The organism is Streptomyces sp. YIM 121038, assembly GCF_006088715.1.
In the GTDB taxonomy this organism is placed as follows: domain Bacteria; phylum Actinomycetota; class Actinomycetes; order Streptomycetales; family Streptomycetaceae; genus Streptomyces.
The window spans coordinates 6,663,113-6,681,153 of record NZ_CP030771.1 but is presented as its reverse complement, the minus strand read 5'-3'; the positions used below and the strand labels follow the sequence as shown (position 1 = coordinate 6,681,153).

Here is an 18,041-nt window from a genome sequence, read left to right as displayed (position 1 = left end):
CACCCGCGCCCCAGGGGCGCGAGCACATTTGAACGCCACTCTAAGCAAAGTTTTGAAAACGCGGAAGGCCCACCCATTGACCTCGCCCTACGGCATACCTCACATTGAACGCCACTCAAAAGCACGGCACGCCCATCCCTTCTTCCGTCGAGCGACAGCGTCAGGGGCCCTTCATGCCGATCGAACAGCGCGGAGTCGACACCGTCCCCGAGGAGGAGCGCACCAGCGGCCCCCGGGACGTGGCCACGATCCTCCTCGGCTCGAACCTCTGCCTCGGAGTGGTCGTCTTCGGCTGGCTGCCGGTGTCGTTCGGCCTCACCTGGTGGCAGTCCGTGACGGCGGTGGTCGCGGGCACGCTCGTCGGCACCGCCCTGACCGCGCCCCTCGCCCTGGTCTCGCTGCGCACCGGCACCAACCTGTCCACGTCCTCCGGCGCCCAGTTCGGCGTCCGGGGCCGACTCGTCGGCTCGGTGGTCGGCCTGCTGCTCTCGCTCGGCTACACCGCGCTGACCCTGTGGATCGGCGGCGACGTGCTGGTGGGCACCCTGCACCGGCTGTGCGGGCTGCCCACCGGCGGGCTCACCTACACCGTCGTCTACGCGCTGCTCGCGGCGGCCACGGTGGGCGGGGCCGTGTACGGCTACCAGGTGCTGCTGCGCCTGTCGCGCGTGCTCGCCGTCGGCATGACGGCGCTCCTCGCCCTCGGCGTCGCGGCCTACGCGCCCGACTTCACCACGGCCGCGGTGCCCGGAGCGGGCGGCTACGCGCTCGGCTCCCTCTGGCCGACCTGGACCCTCGCCCTGGTGGCCGCGGGCCTGTCCGGACCGATCGCCTTCATCACCCTGCTCGGCGACTACACCCGGTACGTGTCCCCCGCCCGGCACTCCTCGGGGGCGGTGCTGCGGGCGACCTGCCTGGGCCTGGTCGCGGGGCTCCTGGTCCCGCAGCTCTTCGGCACCTTCACCGCGTACGCGGCGCGGGCGGCACTCGACTACGCCGGGCCGCTGGTCGCGGCGGCGCCCGGCTGGTACCTGGTCCCGCTGCCGCTCGCCGCCTCCGCCGGGTCCGTCGGCAACGCGGGCCTGATGCTGTACTCGATGGGGCTCGACCTGGACGCGATCGTGCCGCGGGCGTCGCGGGCGCGGGCCACGTGCGCCGTGGCGGCCGTCGCCACGGGGTGCGTGTTCGCCGGGCACTTCGCCTGGGCCGCGCAGGACGCGATGACGTCGTTCGTCCTGCTGCTCACGGCCGTCGGGACGCCCTGGGCCGTCATCACGCTCATCGGCTTCGCGCGCTGTCGCGGCGTGTACGACCCGGAGGCCCTCCAGGTCTTCAACCGCCGCGCGCGGGGCGGAAGCTACTGGTTCCGGGGCGGCTGGCACCCGGGGGCCACGGCGGCGTGGGCGCTCGGCGCGGCGGTGGGCCTGCTCTCGGTGTCCCTGCCCTCCTACGAGGGGCCGCTGCTGGCCCTGACGGGCGGCGTCGACGTGAGCTTCCTGCTCTCGGGGGTGGTGGGGGGTGCCGCCTACGCACTGTGCCCCGGGCCCGCCCCTTCCCCGGCCGAGGGGACGCCGCCCCCTCGCACCCCCGCGGAGCGGCCCGCGGCCCCGCCCTCGAACGCCGGACGGACCTGAGACCCGGGCCTACGTCAGGTCCAGGACCGCCTTGCCGTGCAGGCGCCGCTCGCGCAGGGCCTCCGCCGCCCGGGCCGCCTCGGTCCAGGGGCCCCGCCACGCCACCCCGGCGTCGAGCGCGCCGGAGGCGACCCGGCCGGCCAGCCAGGCCAGGTCCCGCCCCAGCGGGGCGCCGCCGCCCAGCAGGAAGAAGCTGACGACCGCCCGGTCGTGCCGCCCGAGGTTCCCGTACAGCGCCCCGTACGGGAAGTGCTCGCCGTCGCCGCCCGCGTGCCCCACGGACACCAGCGTGCCCCCGGCCGCCAGCGTGCCGTACGCGGCGACGAGCTGCCGCCCGCCCACCAGGTCCACCACCCCGTCCACGTCCGGTCCGGCGTCGGCGGGGTCGGCGAGGACCTCGTGCGCGCCGAGCTCCCGCAGCCGCTCCCCGTGCGCCCGCGGGTTCCCGGTCGTGGCCAGGACGTGCGCGCCGCCCTGCCGGGCGAGCTGCACCGCGTACCGCCCGACGCCGCCCGTCGCCCCGGTGACCAGGACGCGCCGCCCGAGCAGGGGCCCGATCCGGTGCAGGGCCCGCAGCGCGCTGGCCCCGGCGACGGGCACCGTACTGAGGGCGCCGAGGTCCGCGCCCTCGGGCACGACGCCGAGCAACCCGGTGTCCACCGCCCGCAGTTCGGCCCAGCCCCCGGCCTCCCCCACCGTCACCACCGGGGTGCCCGCCGCGGGTCCCGAGCCGTCGGCGGCCGCCCGCTCCACATGCCCGGCCGCGTCCCAGCCGGGCACGGCGCCCGGCTCCGCGCCGGGCACGACCTCGGACACCTCGCCGTGGTTCAGGGAGGTCGCGGTCACCCGGACCAGGGCCTGGTGGGCGGCGGGCTCGGGGTCGGGGGCGGTGCCCAGGCGCAGACCGGCGGGGGCGGAAGGGTCGACGAGCAGAGCGCGCACGAGGGCACCTCTTTCCAGTACGGGAGTGCGACGCGGCCATAGTGCCACTGAGTGGCATAAGCCATCAAGGGGCATTGGCTACCCGACTACACTCCCGTCATGGACACCGCCCGGGCCGACGCCCCCCTCTCCCTGCGCGAGCGCAAGAAGCTCCGCACCCGGCAGGCGCTCGTCGACACGGCCCTGGAGCTGTTCACGGCGCGCGGCTTCGACCACGTCACGCTCGACGAGCTGTGCGAGGCCGTCGAGGTGTCCAAGCGGACCTTCTTCCGCACCTTCACCAGCAAGGAGGACGTGGCGACGGCACCGCTCCACGACCTGTGGACGGTGTTCCTCGACGAGCTGGACGGGGCCGACGCCGACGGCGGTCCCCTGAGCGAACTCCTGCGTGACGCGCTGCTCGCCGCCCTCGGCCGGATGCCCGGCGAGGAGTGGGCGCACCGGGTACTGCTCAGCCGCCGCCTCGCCGCCCGCAACCCGTCGATGGACGCGCACGGCCTCGCCTTCTGCGACCGCACGGGGCGGGCCGCCCTGGAGGTCGTCGTCCGCCGCTTCGACCTCGGCGGCGCCGCGCACGACCCGGACCTGCTGCGCGCGCACCTGGCCGTCGACCTGCTCGTGGCCGCCTGGCACCGCGGCCTGGAGGCCTGGACGGCCGAGCCGGGCACGCCCCGTCGCGCGGGTCTCGCCGCCGCCTTCCGCCGCGCCTGCGCGGCCCTGCCCGAGAGCCTGACGCTCACCGCGGGCCCCAAGCCGGACTAGGCCGCGCGGGCCCGGACGCACCGAGGGCCGGGCCCGGCGGGGGTGCCGGGTCCGGCCCTCGGGGCGGACGGGTGGGGCAGGGGCTCAGCCCAGGCGGTGCATCCAGCCGTGCTGGTCCTCGCGCACGCCGCGCTGGATGTCGAGCAGCGCCTCGCGGAGCCTCATGGTGACCTCACCGGGCCGGCCCTCGCTCTGCGTCCACTCGCCGCGCCGCGCCTTGACGGTGCCGACGGGCGTGATCACGGCGGCCGTGCCGCAGGCGAAGACCTCCGTGAGCGTGCCGTTCTCCGTGTCGGCCTGCCACTGGTCGATGGAGACGCGGGCCTCCTCGGAGGTGTAGCCGAGGTCGCGGGCGACGCTCAGGAGGGAGTCGCGGGTGATGCCCTCCAGGATGGAGCCGGAGAGCGCCGGGGTCACGATCTTGTCGCCGTACACGAAGTACAGGTTCATGCCGCCCAGTTCCTCGACCCACTTGTGCTCGACGGCGTCGAGGTAGGCGACCTGGTCGCAGCCCTTCTCGGCGGCCTCGGCCTGCGCGAGCAGCGACGCGGCGTAGTTGCCGCCGGTCTTGGCGTCGCCCATGCCGCCGGGGACGGCGCGCACGCGGTCCTCGGAGAGCCAGATGGAGACGGGCTTGACGCCGCCGGGGAAGTAGGCGCCCGCCGGGGAGGCGATGACCACGAAGAGGTACTCGTTGGCGGGCTTCACACCGAGGCCCACCTCGGTCGCGATCATGAAGGGGCGCAGATAGAGGGACTCCTCGCCGCCGTGGCCCGGCACCCAGTCGATGTCCTGGCGCACGAGGGCGTCGCAGGCCTCGATGAACGTCTCGACGGGCAGCTCCGGCATGGCGAGGCGGCGCGCGGAGGACTGGAAGCGGCGGGCGTTGGCCTCGGGGCGGAACAGGGCGACCGAGCCGTCGGGCTGGCGGTAGGCCTTCATGCCCTCGAAGATCTCCTGCGCGTAGTGCAGGACGTTCGTCGCCGGGTCGAGCGAGAGCGGGCCGTAGGGCACGAGCTGGCCGTCGTGCCAGCCGCGGCCCTCGGTCCAGCGGATCGTCACCATGTGGTCGGTGAAGTGGCGGCCGAACCCGGGGTTGGCAAGCACCGCCTCGCGCTCCGCGGCCTGGGCCGGGGACGAGGAGGGCTTCAGCTCGATCGTGGGCGTCGTCATGGTTGCGTGTCCTTCACCGGTTTCGTGTGTGACGGACCGCGCTCACTCAAGCCGTACGCGCGTGGTGCTCACGTCGTACGGGTGTGCGCCACTTCGCGGCCCCACGTCCGATTATCGCTCGTGGGGTTCCGTGGACGAAACGGCGGGATCTGCGGCCCCTGGGATCCGATGGTGACACCCGGGCCCGGTTACGAGAAGCCGCCGGGTGTCCACGGGGACCCGGCGGCTTCGGGGGAGCCTCACGGAGGCTTCGGGACGGGCGGATGCCCTGCCGACGGATCAGCCCGCCACCCGTACGGCGAGCGCGTCGCCGATCTCGTCGGTGCTGCGCGACGAGGTCCCGCGGGCGCCGAGGTCGGCGGAGACGGCCTCCTCGATGCGGGTCGCCTCGGTGTCGTACCCGAGGTGGCGCAGGAGCAGGGCGACGGAGAGCACGGTGGCGCTGGGGTCGGCCTTGCCCTGGCCCGCGATGTCGGGCGCCGAGCCGTGCACCGGCTCGAACATCGAGGGGAACGTACGGGCGGGGTTGATGTTGCCGGAGGCGGCGACGCCGATGCCGCCGGAGACGGCCGCGGCGAGGTCGGTGATGATGTCGCCGAAGAGGTTGTCGGTGACGATCACGTCGAAGCGGCCCGGGTCCGTGACGAGGTAGATCGTCGCCGCGTCCACGTGGATGTAGTCCGTGGTGACGTCGGGGAACTCCTCGGCCACCGCGTTGAAGACGTTGGTCCAGAGGTGCCCCGCGAAGGCGAGGACGTTGTTCTTGTGGACCAGCGTCAGCTTCTTGCGCGGGCGGGCCTGGGCGCGGGCGAAGGCGTCGCGCACCACGCGCTCCACGCCGAAGGCCGTGTTGACGGACACCTCGGTGGCGACCTCGTGCTCGGTGCCCTGGCGGATGGTGCCGCCGTTGCCCGTGTAGGGGCCCTCGGTGCCTTCGCGGACGACGACGAAGTCGATCTCGGGCTGCCCGGCGAGCGGGGTCGCGACGCCCGGCAGGAGCTTGCTCGGGCGCAGGTTCACGTGGTGGTCGAAGGCGAAGCGGAGCTTGAGCAGGAAGCCGCGCTCCAGGACGCCGGAGGGCACGGACGGGTCGCCGATGGCGCCGAGCAGGATCGCGTCGTGCTGCTTCAGCTCCGCGAGGTCGGCGTCGGTGAGGGTCTCCCCGGTGGCGTGGTAGCGCCGTGCGCCGAAGTCGTACTCCTTGGTCTCCAGCTTCACATCCTGCGGGAGGACGGCGTTGAGGACCTTGAGCCCCTGGGCCACGACTTCCTGGCCGATCCCATCTCCGGGGATCACTGCGAGATTGATGCTGCGAGACATGTCGGCACCCTACCGTTCGTCCCATCCAATGACACGGCCCGTCCGGGATGTGGACAGCCCGGGCCCCTGTGTGCGGACGCCACCACACGGACACGCTCTTTTCACCCGCGCGTGGGGCAGGAGTTGGGCGCCGCTGGGAAGTTCCCCGGTCATGGACACCCCCAACGTCGGCATTCCCGAGCCGCTCGCGCGGCGGCTGAGCATGGCCGAGCAGCACGCGTACCTGCGCGGAAAGCTCTCCCGGCGCAAGGTGCTCGCCGGCTCCTTCGCGACCGCGGGCACCGCGGGCGGCCTCGGCCTGCTCGCGGGCAGTTCGGGCAGCGCGTACGCGGGGCGCCCGGCGCGGCCGCCCGCGGCGCCGCCCGCGCCGGTGCGGGTGGACGGCGGGCACGTCGCGCCCTTCGGCCGCCATCTGGCCTTCGGGGCCGAGCCGAGCACGCAGATGCGGATCTCCTGGCAGGTGCCGTTCGCCGTCGGGAACCCGTACGTGCGCGTGGGCCTGCGGCCCTGGGAGCTCGGCCGGAAGATCCCCGCGGAGGTGCGGGACCTGCGCACGCCCTCGCTGTCGAAGAAGCTGCCCGCGGTCGAGCAGTACTACCTGCACGCGGCGCTCGACCGCCTCACGCCCGGCACCACGTACTACTACGGCGTCGGCCACGACGGCTTCGACCCGGCCGCGCCCTCGCGCGCGGGCACCATCGGCACGTTCCGCACCGCCCCGGCGCGGCCGGAGGGCTTCGTCTTCACTGCCTTCGGCGACCAGGGGGTGAGCTATCACGCCCTGGCCAACGACCAGTTGATCCTGGGGCAGAACCCTTCGTTCCATCTGCACGCGGGGGACATCTGCTACGCGGACACCACCGGCCACGGCAAGGACACGGACACCTACGACGCCCGCGTCTGGGACGCCTTCCTCGCGCAGACGGAGTCGGTGGCGAAGTCCGTGCCGTGGATGGTGACGACCGGCAACCACGACATGGAGGCCTGGTACTCGCCGAACGGCTACGGCGGCCAGTCGGCCCGCTGGTCGCTGCCCGACAACGGCTTCGACCCCGAGGGCGCGCCCGGCGTCTACTCGTTCCGCTACGGCAACGTCGGCGTGGTGGCGCTCGACGCCAACGACGTGTCGTACGAGATACCCGCCAACAAGGGCTACTCGGACGGCAAGCAGACCGCGTGGCTCGACCGGCGCCTGGGCGAGCTGCGCGCGCACGCCGACGTCGACTTCGTCGTCGTCTTCTTCCACCACTGCGCGTACTCGACGGCCACGCACGGCTCCGACGGCGGGGTGCGCGACGCCTGGCTGCCGCTGTTCGCCAAGCACCAGGTGGACCTGGTCGTCAACGGCCACAACCACGTGTACGAGCGGACCGACGCGATCAAGGGCGGCGAGGTCGGCAGGCCCGTGCCCGTCGGCGCGTCGACGGATCCGACGCGCGACGGCATCGTGTACGTCACCGCGGGCGGCGCGGGCAAGGACCTCTACAGCTTCCCCGCCGGGGTGCGGGACAGCTACGAGGGCCGGGTGCGGGACCGGGAGTCGGTCCGCACCTTCCACTGGACCAAGCGGCGCCTGCCCGACCCCGACACGGTCGAGTGGTCGCGCGTGCGCTACACCGGCTTCTCGTTCCTCGCGGTGGAGGTGACGGCCGGGGCGCGGCCGAGGCTGACGGTCTCCGCGCTCGCCGAGAGCGGCGAGCGCGTCGACCACTTCGAGATCGAGCGCGGGAGGTAGCGCGGGGCTCAGTGCCCCGTGGCGCCGCCGTTGTCCCTGCGGTCGAGGGCCCGCTGGAGGGCGGCGGCGGCGTTCTTGCGCTCGGCGTCGCTGGCGCGGAGGCTGCGGCGGACTCGTCGGACGGTCGTCTCGGCCATGGGTGTTCGACTCCTTCGGTCCAGGCATCCGGGGAACGGGGATGCGCAGGGTTACGAGACGCCGGAAAGGGCGGGGAGCGGGGCCGCAGGGTTCGCCTGCGCGGGGCCGGGCTCACATCCGCCGTTCGCTTGATCGAGCGAGACGTTCGGCTCCTACAAAGCTAAGACAGCTTCCGCTTTCTGTCTCTACAAATACTCGGGCTTCCTACTATTTGAGACGGCCGCCTCCGCCGCGACCGCTCTCAGCTCCCGGATCAGCGCTCTGACCACGTGCGTCGCGGCCAGTTCGGGCGTGGTGACGTAGCCCACGGAGCGGGTCGGCCGCCCCGGCCCGAGGCCGGTGACCGTCACGCTCGGCGGCGCTCCCGTCAGCGACAGGGCGGGCATGACCGCCATGGCGTGCCCGGCGCTCACCAGCGCGAGGACCGCGCCGTCGTCCTCGGTCCGCGTGGTGGCCCGCGGCAGCCAGTCCTGCCGCGCCCACCAGTCGCGGGTGTACGAGGTGCAGTTCTCCGCCCAGTCCACGAGCGGCAGCGAGCGCGGGTCCGGATGCCCGGCCGGGTGCACGAACGCGTAGGGCTCCTCCACGAGCACGTCGCCGACGAGCCCCGGCGGCACCGGCGAGGTCGTGCCGAGGGTGGCGATGCCGAGGTCGGCGCGGCCGTCGGCGACCTCGCCCGCGGTGCCGCGCCCCAGCTCCCGCACGACGCGGACCTCGGGCTCGACGCCGGGGTGGCGGGCGCGCAGGCCCGCGAGCGCGGCCGGGAGCAGATGCAGGGCGGCGCTGCGGAACGCGGCGACGCGCAGCGGCCCGGTGAGGGTGTCCCGGCCTCCGGCGGCGGCGCCGCGCGCCTCGGCCGCGAGGGTCTCCAGGAGCCGCAGCACGCGCCGGGCGTGGGCGACGGCGCGCTCGCCCGCCGGGGTGGGCGCGGCGCCCCCGCGGCCGCGCTCGAAGAGCAGGGCGCCGATCTTCTGCTCCGTGCCGCGCACCGAGTGCGAGACGGCCGACTGGGTCAGACCGAGGGCCGCGGCGGCCCCGGAGAAGCTGCGGGCGTCCTCGACGGCCACGATGATCCGCAGCTCGTGCGGGGCGAGGTCGTGTCCGGCCATCGGTTCCCACTCGTCCTTTCCGCCCTGGAGGGGCGTGCCACCTGCGTCCATGAGGAGCTTTCATGGTTCGTCGTGTTCCATGAGCCGAACCCTCTGCCGCGCGCCCCCATTCCCGCCGTACGTTTCCGGGCATGACCAGCGACATGGCCCTGACCGTCCACCAGACCGCACGCCCGCACGGCTTCCCCTCCCCCGCGCACTTCGCGTTCGTGGAGTCGGCGCTGCCGGAGCCCGTGCCCGGCTCGGCGCTCGTGGAGAACCTCTACTGGTCGGTGGATCCGTACCACCGCGAGATGATGGACGGCGACTTCGCGCTCGACGCGCCGCTGGAGGGCCGCACCCTCGGGCGGGTGACCGCCTCCCGCGAGCCGTCCCTGCCGGAGGGCGCGCTCGTCTTCCACCGCAAGGGCTGGCGCACGCACGCGGTGGTGACGCCGCAGGAGGCCCGCCTCCTGCCCGACTTCGCGGGGGTGCCGCTCTCCGCGCATCTGAGCATCCTGGGCGGCACCGGTCTGACCGCGTACGTCGGCCTGACCAGGATCACGCCGGTGCGCGCGGGCGACGACCTGTTCGTGTCGGCCGCGGCGGGCGGCGTCGGCACGGCCGCCGGGCGGCTCGCACGGCTCCTCGGCGCGGGCCGGATCGTCGGCAGCGCCGGCTCGGCGGCGAAGGTCTCCTACCTCAAGGAACACGTCGGCTACGACGAGGCCTTCGACTACCACGACGGCCCCGCCGCCGAACTGCTCGCGAAGGCGGCGCCCGACGGCGTGGACCTCTACGTCGACAACGTCGGCGGCGAGCAGCTGGAGGCGGCGATCGAGGGCCTGCGCGACCGCGGCCGCATCCTGCGCGTCGGCACGGTCGCGCAGTACAACAGCACCCGGGCCCTGGCCGCGCCCCGCAACCTCTCCGAGATCGTGGAGAAGAGCCTGCGCATGGAGGGCTTCCTCGTGCGCGACTACTACGACGTGCAGGAGGAGTTGTACGAGTTCGTCGTCCCGCGGCTGCGCGACGGCCGGATCGGTCTCGACGAGACGGTGGTGGACGGCTTCGACCGGATCGTCGACGCCTTCCTGGGGATGCTGCGGGGCGAGAACGTGGGGAAGATGATCGTGCGGGCCGCGGGGGCGCCGGCGTAGCCGGGCCCGTCCGCCCGTCCGTGGCGGCGGCTCAGAACACGTCGCCGTCGCGCCAGTCGATGAGCAGCGCGTGCGCCGGGTCGAGGTCCGCGCCCCGGATCATGGGCGCGTCCTCGTCGGGCATCTCCGTCACGCCCTGCGGGCCGAGGGTGCCGACCAGGCCGGTCCAGGTCTGCCAGCCGTGCGCGCGGTACAGCTTCTCGCCCTCCTCGGACGGCGAGAGCACGCCCAGGTCGTAGGCCCGCTCGACGACCTCCTCCAGGGCGCCCATGACCTGCCCGCCGAGCCCCTGCCGCTGCCGGTCCGGGCGGGTGGCCACGGCCTCCACATAACCGACGCGCAGCGACCGGCCGTTGTGCAGGACGCGCCGCTGGACGACGGAGCCGTGCGCGAGCAGCTCACCCTCGGCGTCGTGGACGAGGGCGTGCACGCCGCCGAGGCCGTGGTCCCAGTCCTCGTCGGAGAAGTCCCCGTCGAAGGCGAGGTCCATGAGGGCACGGGCGGCCGCGAGCTCGGTGGGGGTGAGGTCGGCGGTGTGCGCCGTACGGAGGGTGGTCACGGTGGTCACGCGCTCACGGTACTCAGGCGGCATCTGAGTACGCATCCCGATTTGCGCGGGCCCGGGCGGCGGCAGAGTCGACTCCATGAACGGTTCCTCCGGCTCCCACGGCCTCGGCCTGTACGCCCTCAAGCCCTGGTACGCCCGCAGGTTGTCGGGCGTGCGCGGTGCGCTGGCCCGCCGCGCGGTGTCGCCGGACGCGCTGACGGCGGCGGGCGTGGTGTGCGCGGCGGGCGCGGCGGCGGCCCTCGCGTGGCTGCCCGCGCCGCTGGCCGCGCTCCCGGTGGCGGCGCTGCTCGCGGCCCGCCTGGCGTGCGCGAACCTGGACGGCGCGCTCGCCCGGGACACCGGCCGCAGCACGCGGCGCGGCGCCCTGCTCAACGAACTCGGCGACAGGGCGGCGGACTTGGTGATGCTCGCGGGCTTCCTGCCGCTGGCCCCGCGGTGGCTGGTGGCGACGGCGGCCCTGGCCGCGACGCTCCCGTCCTGGGTGTCCCTCGCGGGTGCGGCGGCGGGCGCCGGGCGCCTGAACGGCGGCCCGGTGGGCAAGACGGAGCGCTGCGCCCTCGTCGTGGTGGCGGCCGCGTCCGCCTGGGCGGCCCCCGTGCTCGTGGTGATCGCCGCGGGCTCCGCGCTGACGGCGGCCGTCCGGTGCGGGCGCCTGTGGGGGGAGTTGGGCACCCGATGAGCGTCGCGTTCCTGGCGGGCGAGACGGCCGCGCGGGCCGTGCCGGTGGTGGCCGGGGCGCTCGGCGCGGGCGGTGTCGCCGTCGCCGCGCTGCCGTCCCGGCTGCGGATGCGCACCGAGCTGCGCAGGCGCTGGCGGACCTGGGCGCTCGCGGCGCCGCTGTTCCTCGGCGCGCTCTGGGCGGGCAGGGCGGGGGCGTTCGCCCTGGCGGCCGGTCTCGGCGCGGTCGCCGTGGCGGAGTACGCCCGCATGGCCACGCCGGCGCGCGGCGAGCGGGCGGTGCTGGGCGTCGCGGCGGTCCTGCTCCCGGCGGCGGCGTGGCTGGCGCCCGGCGCCCTGGACCTTCGCGCGGCCGCGGCCCTGCTGATCATGTCGGCCCTGCCCGCGCTCCTGACGGGCGACACCGAGCACGGCTTCACCCGGGCCTGCCGCACGCTCTTCGGGGTGCTCTGGATCCCGGTCTCCCTCACCGGTCTGGTCCTCCTGGACGGCACGGCGGTGGCGGTGGGCGTGGCGGTGGCCTTCGGCGACGTCGGCGCGTGGTGCGCGGGCACGGCCCTGGGCCGCACGGGCCCGCTGGCCCGTCCCCTCTCGCCGCTCTCCCCCCGCAAGACGTGGGCCGGGGTCCTGGGCACCGCGGTGGCGACGGCCCTGGCCCTGGCGGCGCTCGGCGCCCTCACGGTCCCGCTGTGGGCGGCGGTCCTTGCGGGCTGCGTCCTGGGCGACCTCCTGGAGTCCATGGTGAAGCGCGAGGCGGGCGTCAAGGACGCGGGCACCTGGCTCCCCGGCTTCGGCGGCCTCCTGGACCGGGTGGACTCGCTGCTCCTGGCCCTGCTCCTGACGATGGGGACGGCGCTGTGAGCAGCGGGGTGTCCGAGCCCGTCCGGCGTTTGAGGACGAGGCGCGCGGCGCCGAAAGGGCGGGGGCCCGGGGGCGGCGGCCCCCGGTTCGGGAAGGGGCGGGCCTGGGGCGCCCCCGCGAGGGCGGCCCTGTGGCGCACCCTCCTCACCCTGACCGGCGGCATCACCCGCGAGGGCGCCCTGCCTCAGGGCGGCTGCGTGGTCGTGGCCAACCACACCTCGCACGCCGACACCGCGGCCCTGCTCGCGGCCCTCGACGCGCGCCACCGCCCCACCATCGCCGCAGCCGCCGACTACTGGTTCGCCTCGCCCTGGCGGCGCCGCGTCTGCGCCCGCCTGGCCGCGGGCTTCCCCGTGCGGCGCACGGGCGGCGGCATGGACGACCTCCTGGCCAGGGCGGACGCGCTGCGCGCGGGCCACGCGGTGGTGCTGTTCCCGGAGGGCACCCGCGCCCGCCGGGGCGAGCTGGGCACGTTCCACCGGGGCGCCCTGGTCCTGGCCAGGGAGGCGGGCGTGCCGGTCGTCCCCGTGGGCATCGCGGGCACGGACCGCCTGCTCCCCAAGCACGGCAGGCTGCGCCCGGCCCTGGTGCGCGTGACGATCGGCGAGCCGCTGCCGCCGGCCGTGACGGCCGAGGAGGCGCGTGCGGCGGTGGCCGAGCTGCACCGGCGCACCGCCGCCGAGCCGCTGCGGGACTCCCGCGCCCGGCGGCGGGTCGCGGCGGCGGCCGGCTCCCGCTGGGGCCTGCCGCTGGCGTTCGCGTGGGCGTGCGCGGAGGCGCTGAGCTGGCCTTTGATGCCGGAGCTCTTCCTCGCGACCGCGTGTGTGGCACTGCCCCGCAGGTCCCTGAAGCTGGCCCTGGCGGCCCTGGGCGGCAGCCTCACCGGCGGACTCCTGGCCCTGCACCTCGCGGCGTCCGGCGTACAGGTGCCGCACCCCCTCACCACCGACCGGATGCGCGCGGAAGTACGCCAGGAGCTGGCGGCCGAGGGCGCGGCGGCGGTCCGCCACCAGCCGTGGAACGGCGTCCCGTTCAAGGTGTACGCGGCCGAGGCGGGCCGCGCGGAGGTCGCGGTCCCCGACTGGCTGGCCCGGTCGGCGCTCTCGCGCGGCGCGCGCACCCTCGGCGTGGGCCTGGGCTTCGGCGCCTTCGGCTTCCTCGCGCACCGGCTCCGCCGCCACTACGGCGCCTATCTGGCCCTGCTGGGCGGCGGGTTCGCGACGGGCCTCGGGCTGATCGTGGCGGGCTGGAGCTGAGGGGCCGGGCGCACGGACCCGCACGGACACCTCGCGCACACTCCATAGGTACGCACCATGGCGCACCGCCGCCCCCGGTCCCAGAATCTAGGCATGCCTGATACCGAACAGCACAAGCCGGAGACCGGACACCCCGCCGAGCGCTGGACGCCCATCCACGGGCAGTCGTACCGCTCCGTGCCGTACCGTCCCGCCCGCATGCCCGCGGCCGAATCCCTGACGCACGCGGCCGAGTTGAGGCAGCGGATGCAGCAGCGGCGCACGGTGCGGCAGTTCTCGTCGGACCCGGTGCCGCCGCAGGTCGTCCGGGACGCCGTCGCGTGCGCGGCGACCGCGCCGTCGGGCGCGCACCAGCAGCCGTGGACGTTCGTCCTCGTACAGGACCCCGAGGTGCGCCGCCGCATCCGCGAGGCCGCCGAGCACGAGGAGCGGATCTCCTACGACGGGCGGCTCGGCGAGGAGTGGCTGGCCGCGCTGCGCCCGCTGGGCACCGACGAGGTGAAGCCGCACCTGACGGACGCGCCCGCCCTGATCGTCGTGTTCCAGCAGCGCTACTGGCTGGGCGAGGACGGCACCAAGCACAAGCACTACTACGTCGACGAGTCGGTCGGCATCGCGGTCGGCATGCTGCTTTCCGCGCTGCACCTGTCGGGGCTCGCCGCGCTCGTGCACACGCCGAGCCCGATGCGGTTCCTGTCGGAGGTGCTCGGGCGGCCGGAGAACGAGAAGGCGTTCGCGGTGATACCCGTCGGCTATCCGGCGCCGGACTGCCAGGTGCCGGACCTGGTGCGCAAGTCCCTCGATCAGGTGCTCGTGGAGGTCTGAAGCGCGCGGGCCTCCCCCGCTTCCGGGGCGTCCAGGGCGTCCAGGGCGTCCAGTGAGGGGTAGTCGGTGTACCCCTCGGGGCCGCTCGTGTACAGGTGCGCCGCGTCGAAGTCGTTCAGCGGCGCGCCCACGGCGAAGCGGTGCGGCAGGTCCGGGGTGGTGAGGAACGCCCTGCCGTAGGAGACGAGGTCGGCGCGGCCGTCGGCGATGACGGCCTCGCCCGCCTCCTTCGTCGTCGGGTCGCCGTTCTCGCCGACGTTGGCGATGAGGGTGCCGCTCCAGTGCGGGCGCAGCTCGGCCAGGGCCGGGTAGCGGTCGTTGTCGGTCAGGTGCAGATAGGCGAGGCCGAGGCCGTCGAGCTCGTCGAGCAGGGCGCGGTAGACCGGCCCGGGGTCGGCCTCGGCCATGCCGAACTGCGGGTTGCCCGGGGAGAGCCGCAGGCCGAGCCGCCCGGCGCCGATCGCCTCGGCGACCGCGCGGACCACCTCCACGGCGAACCGGATGCGGTTCTCGACCGACCCCCTGCCGTACGCGTCGTCGCGGAGGTTGGTGTTGTCCGCGAGGAACTGGTGGATCAAGTAGCTGTTGGCGCCGTGCAGTTCGACGCCGTCGAAGCCCGCCGCGACGGCGTTGCGGGCGGCGGCCACGTGGTCGTCGACGGCGGTGCGGATGTCGTCGAGGGTCATCACGCGCGGGGTCACCGGCTCGGCCTTGCCGCCGTCGCGCACGTGCACCAGCTCGGGTGAGACCACGGCCGACGGGGCGGCGGGCGCGTCGCCGTCGATGCGGGACAGCGGGTGGCCGTGCCGGCCGCCGTGCATGAGCTGGGCGTAGATCCGCCCGCCCGCGGCGTGCACGGCGTCGGTGACCCGCCGCCAGCCCGCGACGTGGGCCGCCGTCTCCAGGCCGGGGATGCGCCAGCCGCTCTGGCCGCGGCTGCTGGGCCAGATGCCCTCGGTGACGATGAGACCGGCGCCCGCCCGCTGGGCGTAGTAGTCGGCGACGATCGGCTGCGGGGTGCCGTCCTCCTCCCCGCGGAAGCGGGTCATGGGGGCCATGACCATGCGGTTGGGCAGGTGGCCGAAGGGGGCGGAGTACGGGGTGAGGAGCGTGTGCTGCGTCATGCCGGAACGGTAGAAGCTGACACAGGTGTCAGATTCAAGTCCCCACCCTCCACCTAACCCTTAAAAATATCTTGACTGGTTAGAGCTGGGCGTGGTCCACTCGTCTCGCGCCAACCGCCAAAGACTTCTTGAGGGGTTAGAGGAATGAGCACTCAGGTCCACTACCGCACCGCCACCGTCCGCGGCCACGAGGTCTTCTACCGCGAGGCGGGGCCCGCCGACGCCCCCGTGCTGCTCCTGCTGCACGGCTTCCCGTCCAGCTCGCACATGTTCCGGGACCTCATCCCGCGGCTCGCCCACCGCTACCGCGTCATCGCCCCCGACCACATCGGCTTCGGCCGCTCGGCGACGCCCGCCGCCGACGCCTTCCCGTACACGTTCGCCGAACTGGCCGACGTCACCGCCGAGTTCACCGAGCGGATCGGCCTGACCCGGTTCGCGCTGTACGTCCAGGACTACGGCGCGCCGATCGGGCTGCGCCTCGCCCTCGCCCACCCCGGGCGGATCACGGCGATCGTCACGCAGAACGGCAACGCCTACGAGGAGGGGCTCGGCGCGGAGGCCTGGGCGCCGGTGTTCGCGTACATCAAGGACCCGAACGAGGAGACGGCCGCGGCCGTGCGGGAGATCCGCTCCCCCGAGGGCATCAAGTGGCAGTACACGCACGGCGTTCCCGAGCGCTACCGCGACCTGATCAGCCCGGACGCCTGGGAGCGCGACACCGCGGACATGGCGCGCGCGGGCCAGGACGCCGTCCAGCTCGCCCTGATGGGCGACTACGGCAGCAACATCGCGCTGTACCCGGACTTCCAGGCGTACTTCCGCGAGAGCGGAGTGCCGGTGCTCGCGGTGTGGGGCGCGCACGACCAGATCTTCGTGCGCGACGGCGCCCTCGCCTTCCAGCGGGACCTGCCCGACGCCGAGGTGCACCTGCTGCCCGCGGGGCACTTCGCCCTGGAGACGCACGCCGGGCTGATCGCCGGGCTGATCGAGGACTTCCTCGGCCGCCGGGCGCGCTGAGCGGGTGCGGATACGGCACCGCCCCCGGCCGGGGTGGGGCCCGGGCCGGGGGCGGGGATCACCAGGGGCAGAGGTCAGCCCATGTGCGGGTAGCCGTAGTCGGTCGGCGCGACCAGGGTCTCCTTGATGGCGCGGGTCAGGGTCCAGCGCATCAGGTTCTGCGGGGCGCCCGCCTTGTCGTTGGTGCCGGAGGCACGGCCGCCGCCGAAGGGCTGCTGGCCGACGACGGCGCCGGTCGACTTGTCGTTGATGTAGAAGTTGCCCGCGGCGTAGCGGAGCTTCTCCATCGTGTACGCGGCGGCGGCGCGGTCCTTGGAGATGACCGAGCCGGTGAGCGCGTAGGCCGACACCGACTCCATCTGGGTCAGCATCTCGTCGTACTTCTCGTCCTCGTAGACGTAGACGGCCAGGAACGGGCCGAAGTACTCGTCCTTGAAGACCTCGTTGGCCGGGTCGGTGCACTCGACGACGGTCGGGCGCACGAAGTAGCCCTCGGAGTCGTCGTAGCTGCCGCCCGCGACGATCGTGCAGGTCTCGTCGGCCTTGGCGCGGTCGATCGCCGCCTTGTTCTTGGCGAACGCGCGGTCGTCGATGACGGCGCCGATGAAGTTCGACAGATCGGTGACGTCACCCATCTTGATGCCGTCGACCTCGGCCGCGAACTCCTCCTTGAACCCGTCGTTCCAGATGGAGGCCGGGATGTAGGCGCGCGAGGTCGCCGAGCACTTCTGGCCCTGGAACTCGAAGGAGCCGCGGGTCAGCGCGGTCTTCAGGACGGCGCGGTCGGCGCTGGGGTGCGCCACCACGAAGTCCTTGCCGCCCGTCTCGCCCACGATGCGCGGGTAGGAGCGGTACTTCTCGATGTTGGTGCCGACCGTCTTCCACAGGTGCTGGAAGGTGCGGGTCGAGCCGGTGAAGTGGATGCCGGCCAGGTCCGGGTGGTGCAGGGCCACCTCGGAGACGGCGATGCCGTCGCCGGTCACCAGGTTGATGACGCCCTTGGGCAGGCCCGCCTCCTCCAGGAGCTGCATGAGCAGCACCGCGGCGTGCGTCTGCGTCGGGGACGGCTTCCACACGACCACGTTGCCCATCAGGGCCGGGGCGGTCGGGAGGTTGCCCGCGATGGCCGTGAAGTTGAACGGCGTGATCGCGTAGACGAAGCCCTCGAGCGGGCGGTGGTCCAGACGGTTCCACACCCCGGTGGAGTTCGCCGGGGGCTGCTCGGCGAGCAGGTCACGGGCGTACTTCACGTTGAAGCGCCAGAAGTCGACGAGCTCGCAGGGGGTGTCGATCTCGGCCTGCTGGGCGGTCTTGGACTGGCCGAGCATGGTGGAGGCGGCCAGCGTCTCGCGCCACGTCGTGGACAGCAGCTCGGCGGCGCGCAGGATGATCGCGGCGCGGTCGTCGAAGGACATGGCGCGCCAGGCCGGGGCGGCGGCGAGGGCGGCGTCGACGGCGTCCTGCGCGTCCTGCTGCGTGGCACCGCGGCCGGTGCCGATGACGGCCTTGTGGTTGTGCGGCTGGACGACCTGGAAGGGCTCGCCGCCGCCGAGGCGCTTGACGCCGCCGATGGTCATCGGCAGCTCGATCGGGTTCTCGGACAGCTCCTTGAGCTTGGCCTCGAGCCGGGCGCGCTCCGGGGAACCCGGGGCGTAGCCGTGTACCGGCTCGTTGACCGGGGCGGGGACCTGGGTCACAGCGTCCATGAGTTCCTTGGCTCCTTTGTGTGCGGGGGCTCTGTACGGGAGGGGGCGGGC

The 18,041-nt window shown here is 74.1% G+C and carries 17 protein-coding genes; 9 read left to right on the top strand and 8 right to left on the bottom strand.

Annotated features, from left to right (window positions below):
• Positions 1 to 173 precede the first annotated feature (173 nt).
• Positions 174 to 1,634: a cytosine permease gene (locus tag C9F11_RS28840; RefSeq protein ID WP_138961998.1), complete on the top strand. Its 1,461-nt coding sequence runs from the start codon at positions 174 to 176 to the stop codon at positions 1,632 to 1,634.
• Between the two features lie 9 nt (positions 1,635 to 1,643).
• On the opposite strand, the gene C9F11_RS28835 is transcribed toward C9F11_RS28840, so the two are convergent.
• Positions 1,644 to 2,576 (bottom strand): zinc-binding dehydrogenase, encoded by a 933-nt coding sequence (locus tag C9F11_RS28835; protein WP_138961997.1) that lies wholly within the window; start codon positions 2,574 to 2,576, stop codon positions 1,644 to 1,646.
• Between the two features lie 99 nt (positions 2,577 to 2,675).
• Between C9F11_RS28835 and C9F11_RS28830 the strand changes: the two genes are divergently transcribed.
• Positions 2,676 to 3,338, top strand: coding sequence for a TetR family transcriptional regulator (locus C9F11_RS28830; RefSeq protein WP_138961996.1), 663 nt, complete (start codon positions 2,676 to 2,678; stop codon positions 3,336 to 3,338).
• An 84-nt stretch (positions 3,339 to 3,422) separates the two neighbouring features.
• Here the strand turns inward: C9F11_RS28830 and C9F11_RS28825 are convergent, their stop codons facing one another.
• Positions 3,423 to 4,511: a branched-chain amino acid aminotransferase gene (locus tag C9F11_RS28825; RefSeq protein ID WP_138961995.1), complete on the bottom strand. Its 1,089-nt coding sequence runs from the start codon at positions 4,509 to 4,511 to the stop codon at positions 3,423 to 3,425.
• Positions 4,512 to 4,790: 279 nt separating this feature from the next.
• On the bottom strand, positions 4,791 to 5,831 hold the full coding sequence (locus tag C9F11_RS28820) for a 3-isopropylmalate dehydrogenase (RefSeq protein ID WP_138961994.1): 1,041 nt from the start codon (positions 5,829 to 5,831) through the stop codon (positions 4,791 to 4,793).
• Between the two features lie 151 nt (positions 5,832 to 5,982).
• Here C9F11_RS28820 and C9F11_RS28815 point away from each other — a divergent pair, with 151 nt between their 5' ends.
• Positions 5,983 to 7,566: a metallophosphoesterase family protein gene (locus C9F11_RS28815; RefSeq protein WP_138961993.1), complete on the top strand. Its 1,584-nt coding sequence runs from the start codon at positions 5,983 to 5,985 to the stop codon at positions 7,564 to 7,566.
• An 8-nt stretch (positions 7,567 to 7,574) separates the two neighbouring features.
• On the opposite strand, the gene C9F11_RS49690 is transcribed toward C9F11_RS28815, so the two are convergent.
• On the bottom strand, positions 7,575 to 7,703 hold the full coding sequence (locus C9F11_RS49690; protein ID WP_138961992.1) for a hypothetical protein: 129 nt from the start codon (positions 7,701 to 7,703) through the stop codon (positions 7,575 to 7,577).
• Between the two features lie 186 nt (positions 7,704 to 7,889).
• Positions 7,890 to 8,813, bottom strand: a complete 924-nt coding sequence (locus C9F11_RS28805) for a LysR family transcriptional regulator (RefSeq protein ID WP_138961991.1) — start codon at positions 8,811 to 8,813, stop codon at positions 7,890 to 7,892.
• A 131-nt stretch (positions 8,814 to 8,944) separates the two neighbouring features.
• Between C9F11_RS28805 and C9F11_RS28800 the strand changes: the two genes are divergently transcribed.
• Positions 8,945 to 9,952, top strand: coding sequence for an NADP-dependent oxidoreductase (locus C9F11_RS28800; RefSeq protein WP_138961990.1), 1,008 nt, complete (start codon positions 8,945 to 8,947; stop codon positions 9,950 to 9,952).
• 31 nt (positions 9,953 to 9,983) lie between these two features.
• Here the strand turns inward: C9F11_RS28800 and C9F11_RS28795 are convergent, their stop codons facing one another.
• Complete coding sequence (locus C9F11_RS28795) at positions 9,984 to 10,520, bottom strand: GNAT family N-acetyltransferase (RefSeq protein ID WP_249401921.1); 537 nt, start codon at positions 10,518 to 10,520, stop codon at positions 9,984 to 9,986.
• Positions 10,521 to 10,596: 76 nt separating this feature from the next.
• Between C9F11_RS28795 and C9F11_RS28790 the strand changes: the two genes are divergently transcribed.
• The 4 genes from C9F11_RS28790 (at position 10,597) to C9F11_RS28775 (ending at position 14,140) form a co-directional block, all read left to right on the top strand.
• Complete coding sequence (locus C9F11_RS28790; protein WP_138961988.1) at positions 10,597 to 11,199, top strand: CDP-alcohol phosphatidyltransferase family protein; 603 nt, start codon at positions 10,597 to 10,599, stop codon at positions 11,197 to 11,199.
• Complete coding sequence (locus C9F11_RS48825) at positions 11,196 to 12,059, top strand: phosphatidate cytidylyltransferase (RefSeq protein WP_138961987.1); 864 nt, start codon at positions 11,196 to 11,198, stop codon at positions 12,057 to 12,059. Before C9F11_RS28790 ends, C9F11_RS48825 begins: the two co-directional genes overlap by 4 nt.
• A 29-nt stretch (positions 12,060 to 12,088) precedes the next feature.
• Positions 12,089 to 13,315: a lysophospholipid acyltransferase family protein gene (locus C9F11_RS28780; protein WP_249401920.1), complete on the top strand. Its 1,227-nt coding sequence runs from the start codon at positions 12,089 to 12,091 to the stop codon at positions 13,313 to 13,315.
• Positions 13,316 to 13,408: 93 nt separating this feature from the next.
• Positions 13,409 to 14,140 (top strand): nitroreductase family protein, encoded by a 732-nt coding sequence (locus C9F11_RS28775; protein ID WP_138961986.1) that lies wholly within the window; start codon positions 13,409 to 13,411, stop codon positions 14,138 to 14,140.
• On the opposite strand, the gene C9F11_RS28770 is transcribed toward C9F11_RS28775, so the two are convergent.
• The gene (locus C9F11_RS28770) at positions 14,119 to 15,264 is read right to left on the bottom strand and encodes an alkene reductase (protein WP_138961985.1); all 1,146 of its coding nucleotides are present in this window, start codon (positions 15,262 to 15,264) and stop codon (positions 14,119 to 14,121) included. The two genes, C9F11_RS28775 and C9F11_RS28770, sit on opposite strands and share 22 nt — an antisense overlap.
• 144 nt (positions 15,265 to 15,408) lie before the next feature.
• On the opposite strand from C9F11_RS28770, the gene C9F11_RS28765 reads away from it, so the two are divergent.
• Positions 15,409 to 16,284, top strand: a complete 876-nt coding sequence (locus tag C9F11_RS28765) for an alpha/beta hydrolase (protein WP_138961984.1) — start codon at positions 15,409 to 15,411, stop codon at positions 16,282 to 16,284.
• Positions 16,285 to 16,358: 74 nt separating this feature from the next.
• Here the strand turns inward: C9F11_RS28765 and pruA are convergent, their stop codons facing one another.
• A complete protein-coding gene (pruA, locus tag C9F11_RS28760) occupies positions 16,359 to 17,990 on the bottom strand; it encodes an L-glutamate gamma-semialdehyde dehydrogenase (protein ID WP_138961983.1) in 1,632 nt (543 codons plus the stop codon).
• Positions 17,991 to 18,041: the final 51 nt, after the last annotated feature.

What these genes read in the sequence shown, in the direction of transcription:
- C9F11_RS28770 (WP_138961985.1), bottom strand. Translation starts at nt 15,264, where the DNA reads ATGACGCAGCACACGCTCCTCACCCCGTACTCCGCCCCCTTCGGCCAC.
- C9F11_RS48825 (WP_138961987.1), top strand. Translation starts at nt 11,196, where the DNA reads ATGAGCGTCGCGTTCCTGGCGGGCGAGACGGCCGCGCGGGCCGTGCCG.
- C9F11_RS28820 (WP_138961994.1), bottom strand. Translation starts at nt 5,831, where the DNA reads ATGTCTCGCAGCATCAATCTCGCAGTGATCCCCGGAGATGGGATCGGC.
- C9F11_RS28825 (WP_138961995.1), bottom strand. Translation starts at nt 4,511, where the DNA reads ATGACGACGCCCACGATCGAGCTGAAGCCCTCCTCGTCCCCGGCCCAG.
- C9F11_RS49690 (WP_138961992.1), bottom strand. Translation starts at nt 7,703, where the DNA reads ATGGCCGAGACGACCGTCCGACGAGTCCGCCGCAGCCTCCGCGCCAGC.
- C9F11_RS28840 (WP_138961998.1), top strand. Translation starts at nt 174, where the DNA reads ATGCCGATCGAACAGCGCGGAGTCGACACCGTCCCCGAGGAGGAGCGC.
- C9F11_RS28805 (WP_138961991.1), bottom strand. Translation starts at nt 8,813, where the DNA reads ATGGCCGGACACGACCTCGCCCCGCACGAGCTGCGGATCATCGTGGCC.
- C9F11_RS28765 (WP_138961984.1), top strand. Translation starts at nt 15,409, where the DNA reads ATGAGCACTCAGGTCCACTACCGCACCGCCACCGTCCGCGGCCACGAG.
- C9F11_RS28775 (WP_138961986.1), top strand. Translation starts at nt 13,409, where the DNA reads ATGCCTGATACCGAACAGCACAAGCCGGAGACCGGACACCCCGCCGAG.
- C9F11_RS28830 (WP_138961996.1), top strand. Translation starts at nt 2,676, where the DNA reads ATGGACACCGCCCGGGCCGACGCCCCCCTCTCCCTGCGCGAGCGCAAG.
- C9F11_RS28790 (WP_138961988.1), top strand. Translation starts at nt 10,597, where the DNA reads ATGAACGGTTCCTCCGGCTCCCACGGCCTCGGCCTGTACGCCCTCAAG.
- pruA (WP_138961983.1), bottom strand. Translation starts at nt 17,990, where the DNA reads ATGGACGCTGTGACCCAGGTCCCCGCCCCGGTCAACGAGCCGGTACAC.
- C9F11_RS28800 (WP_138961990.1), top strand. Translation starts at nt 8,945, where the DNA reads ATGACCAGCGACATGGCCCTGACCGTCCACCAGACCGCACGCCCGCAC.
- C9F11_RS28815 (WP_138961993.1), top strand. Translation starts at nt 5,983, where the DNA reads ATGGACACCCCCAACGTCGGCATTCCCGAGCCGCTCGCGCGGCGGCTG.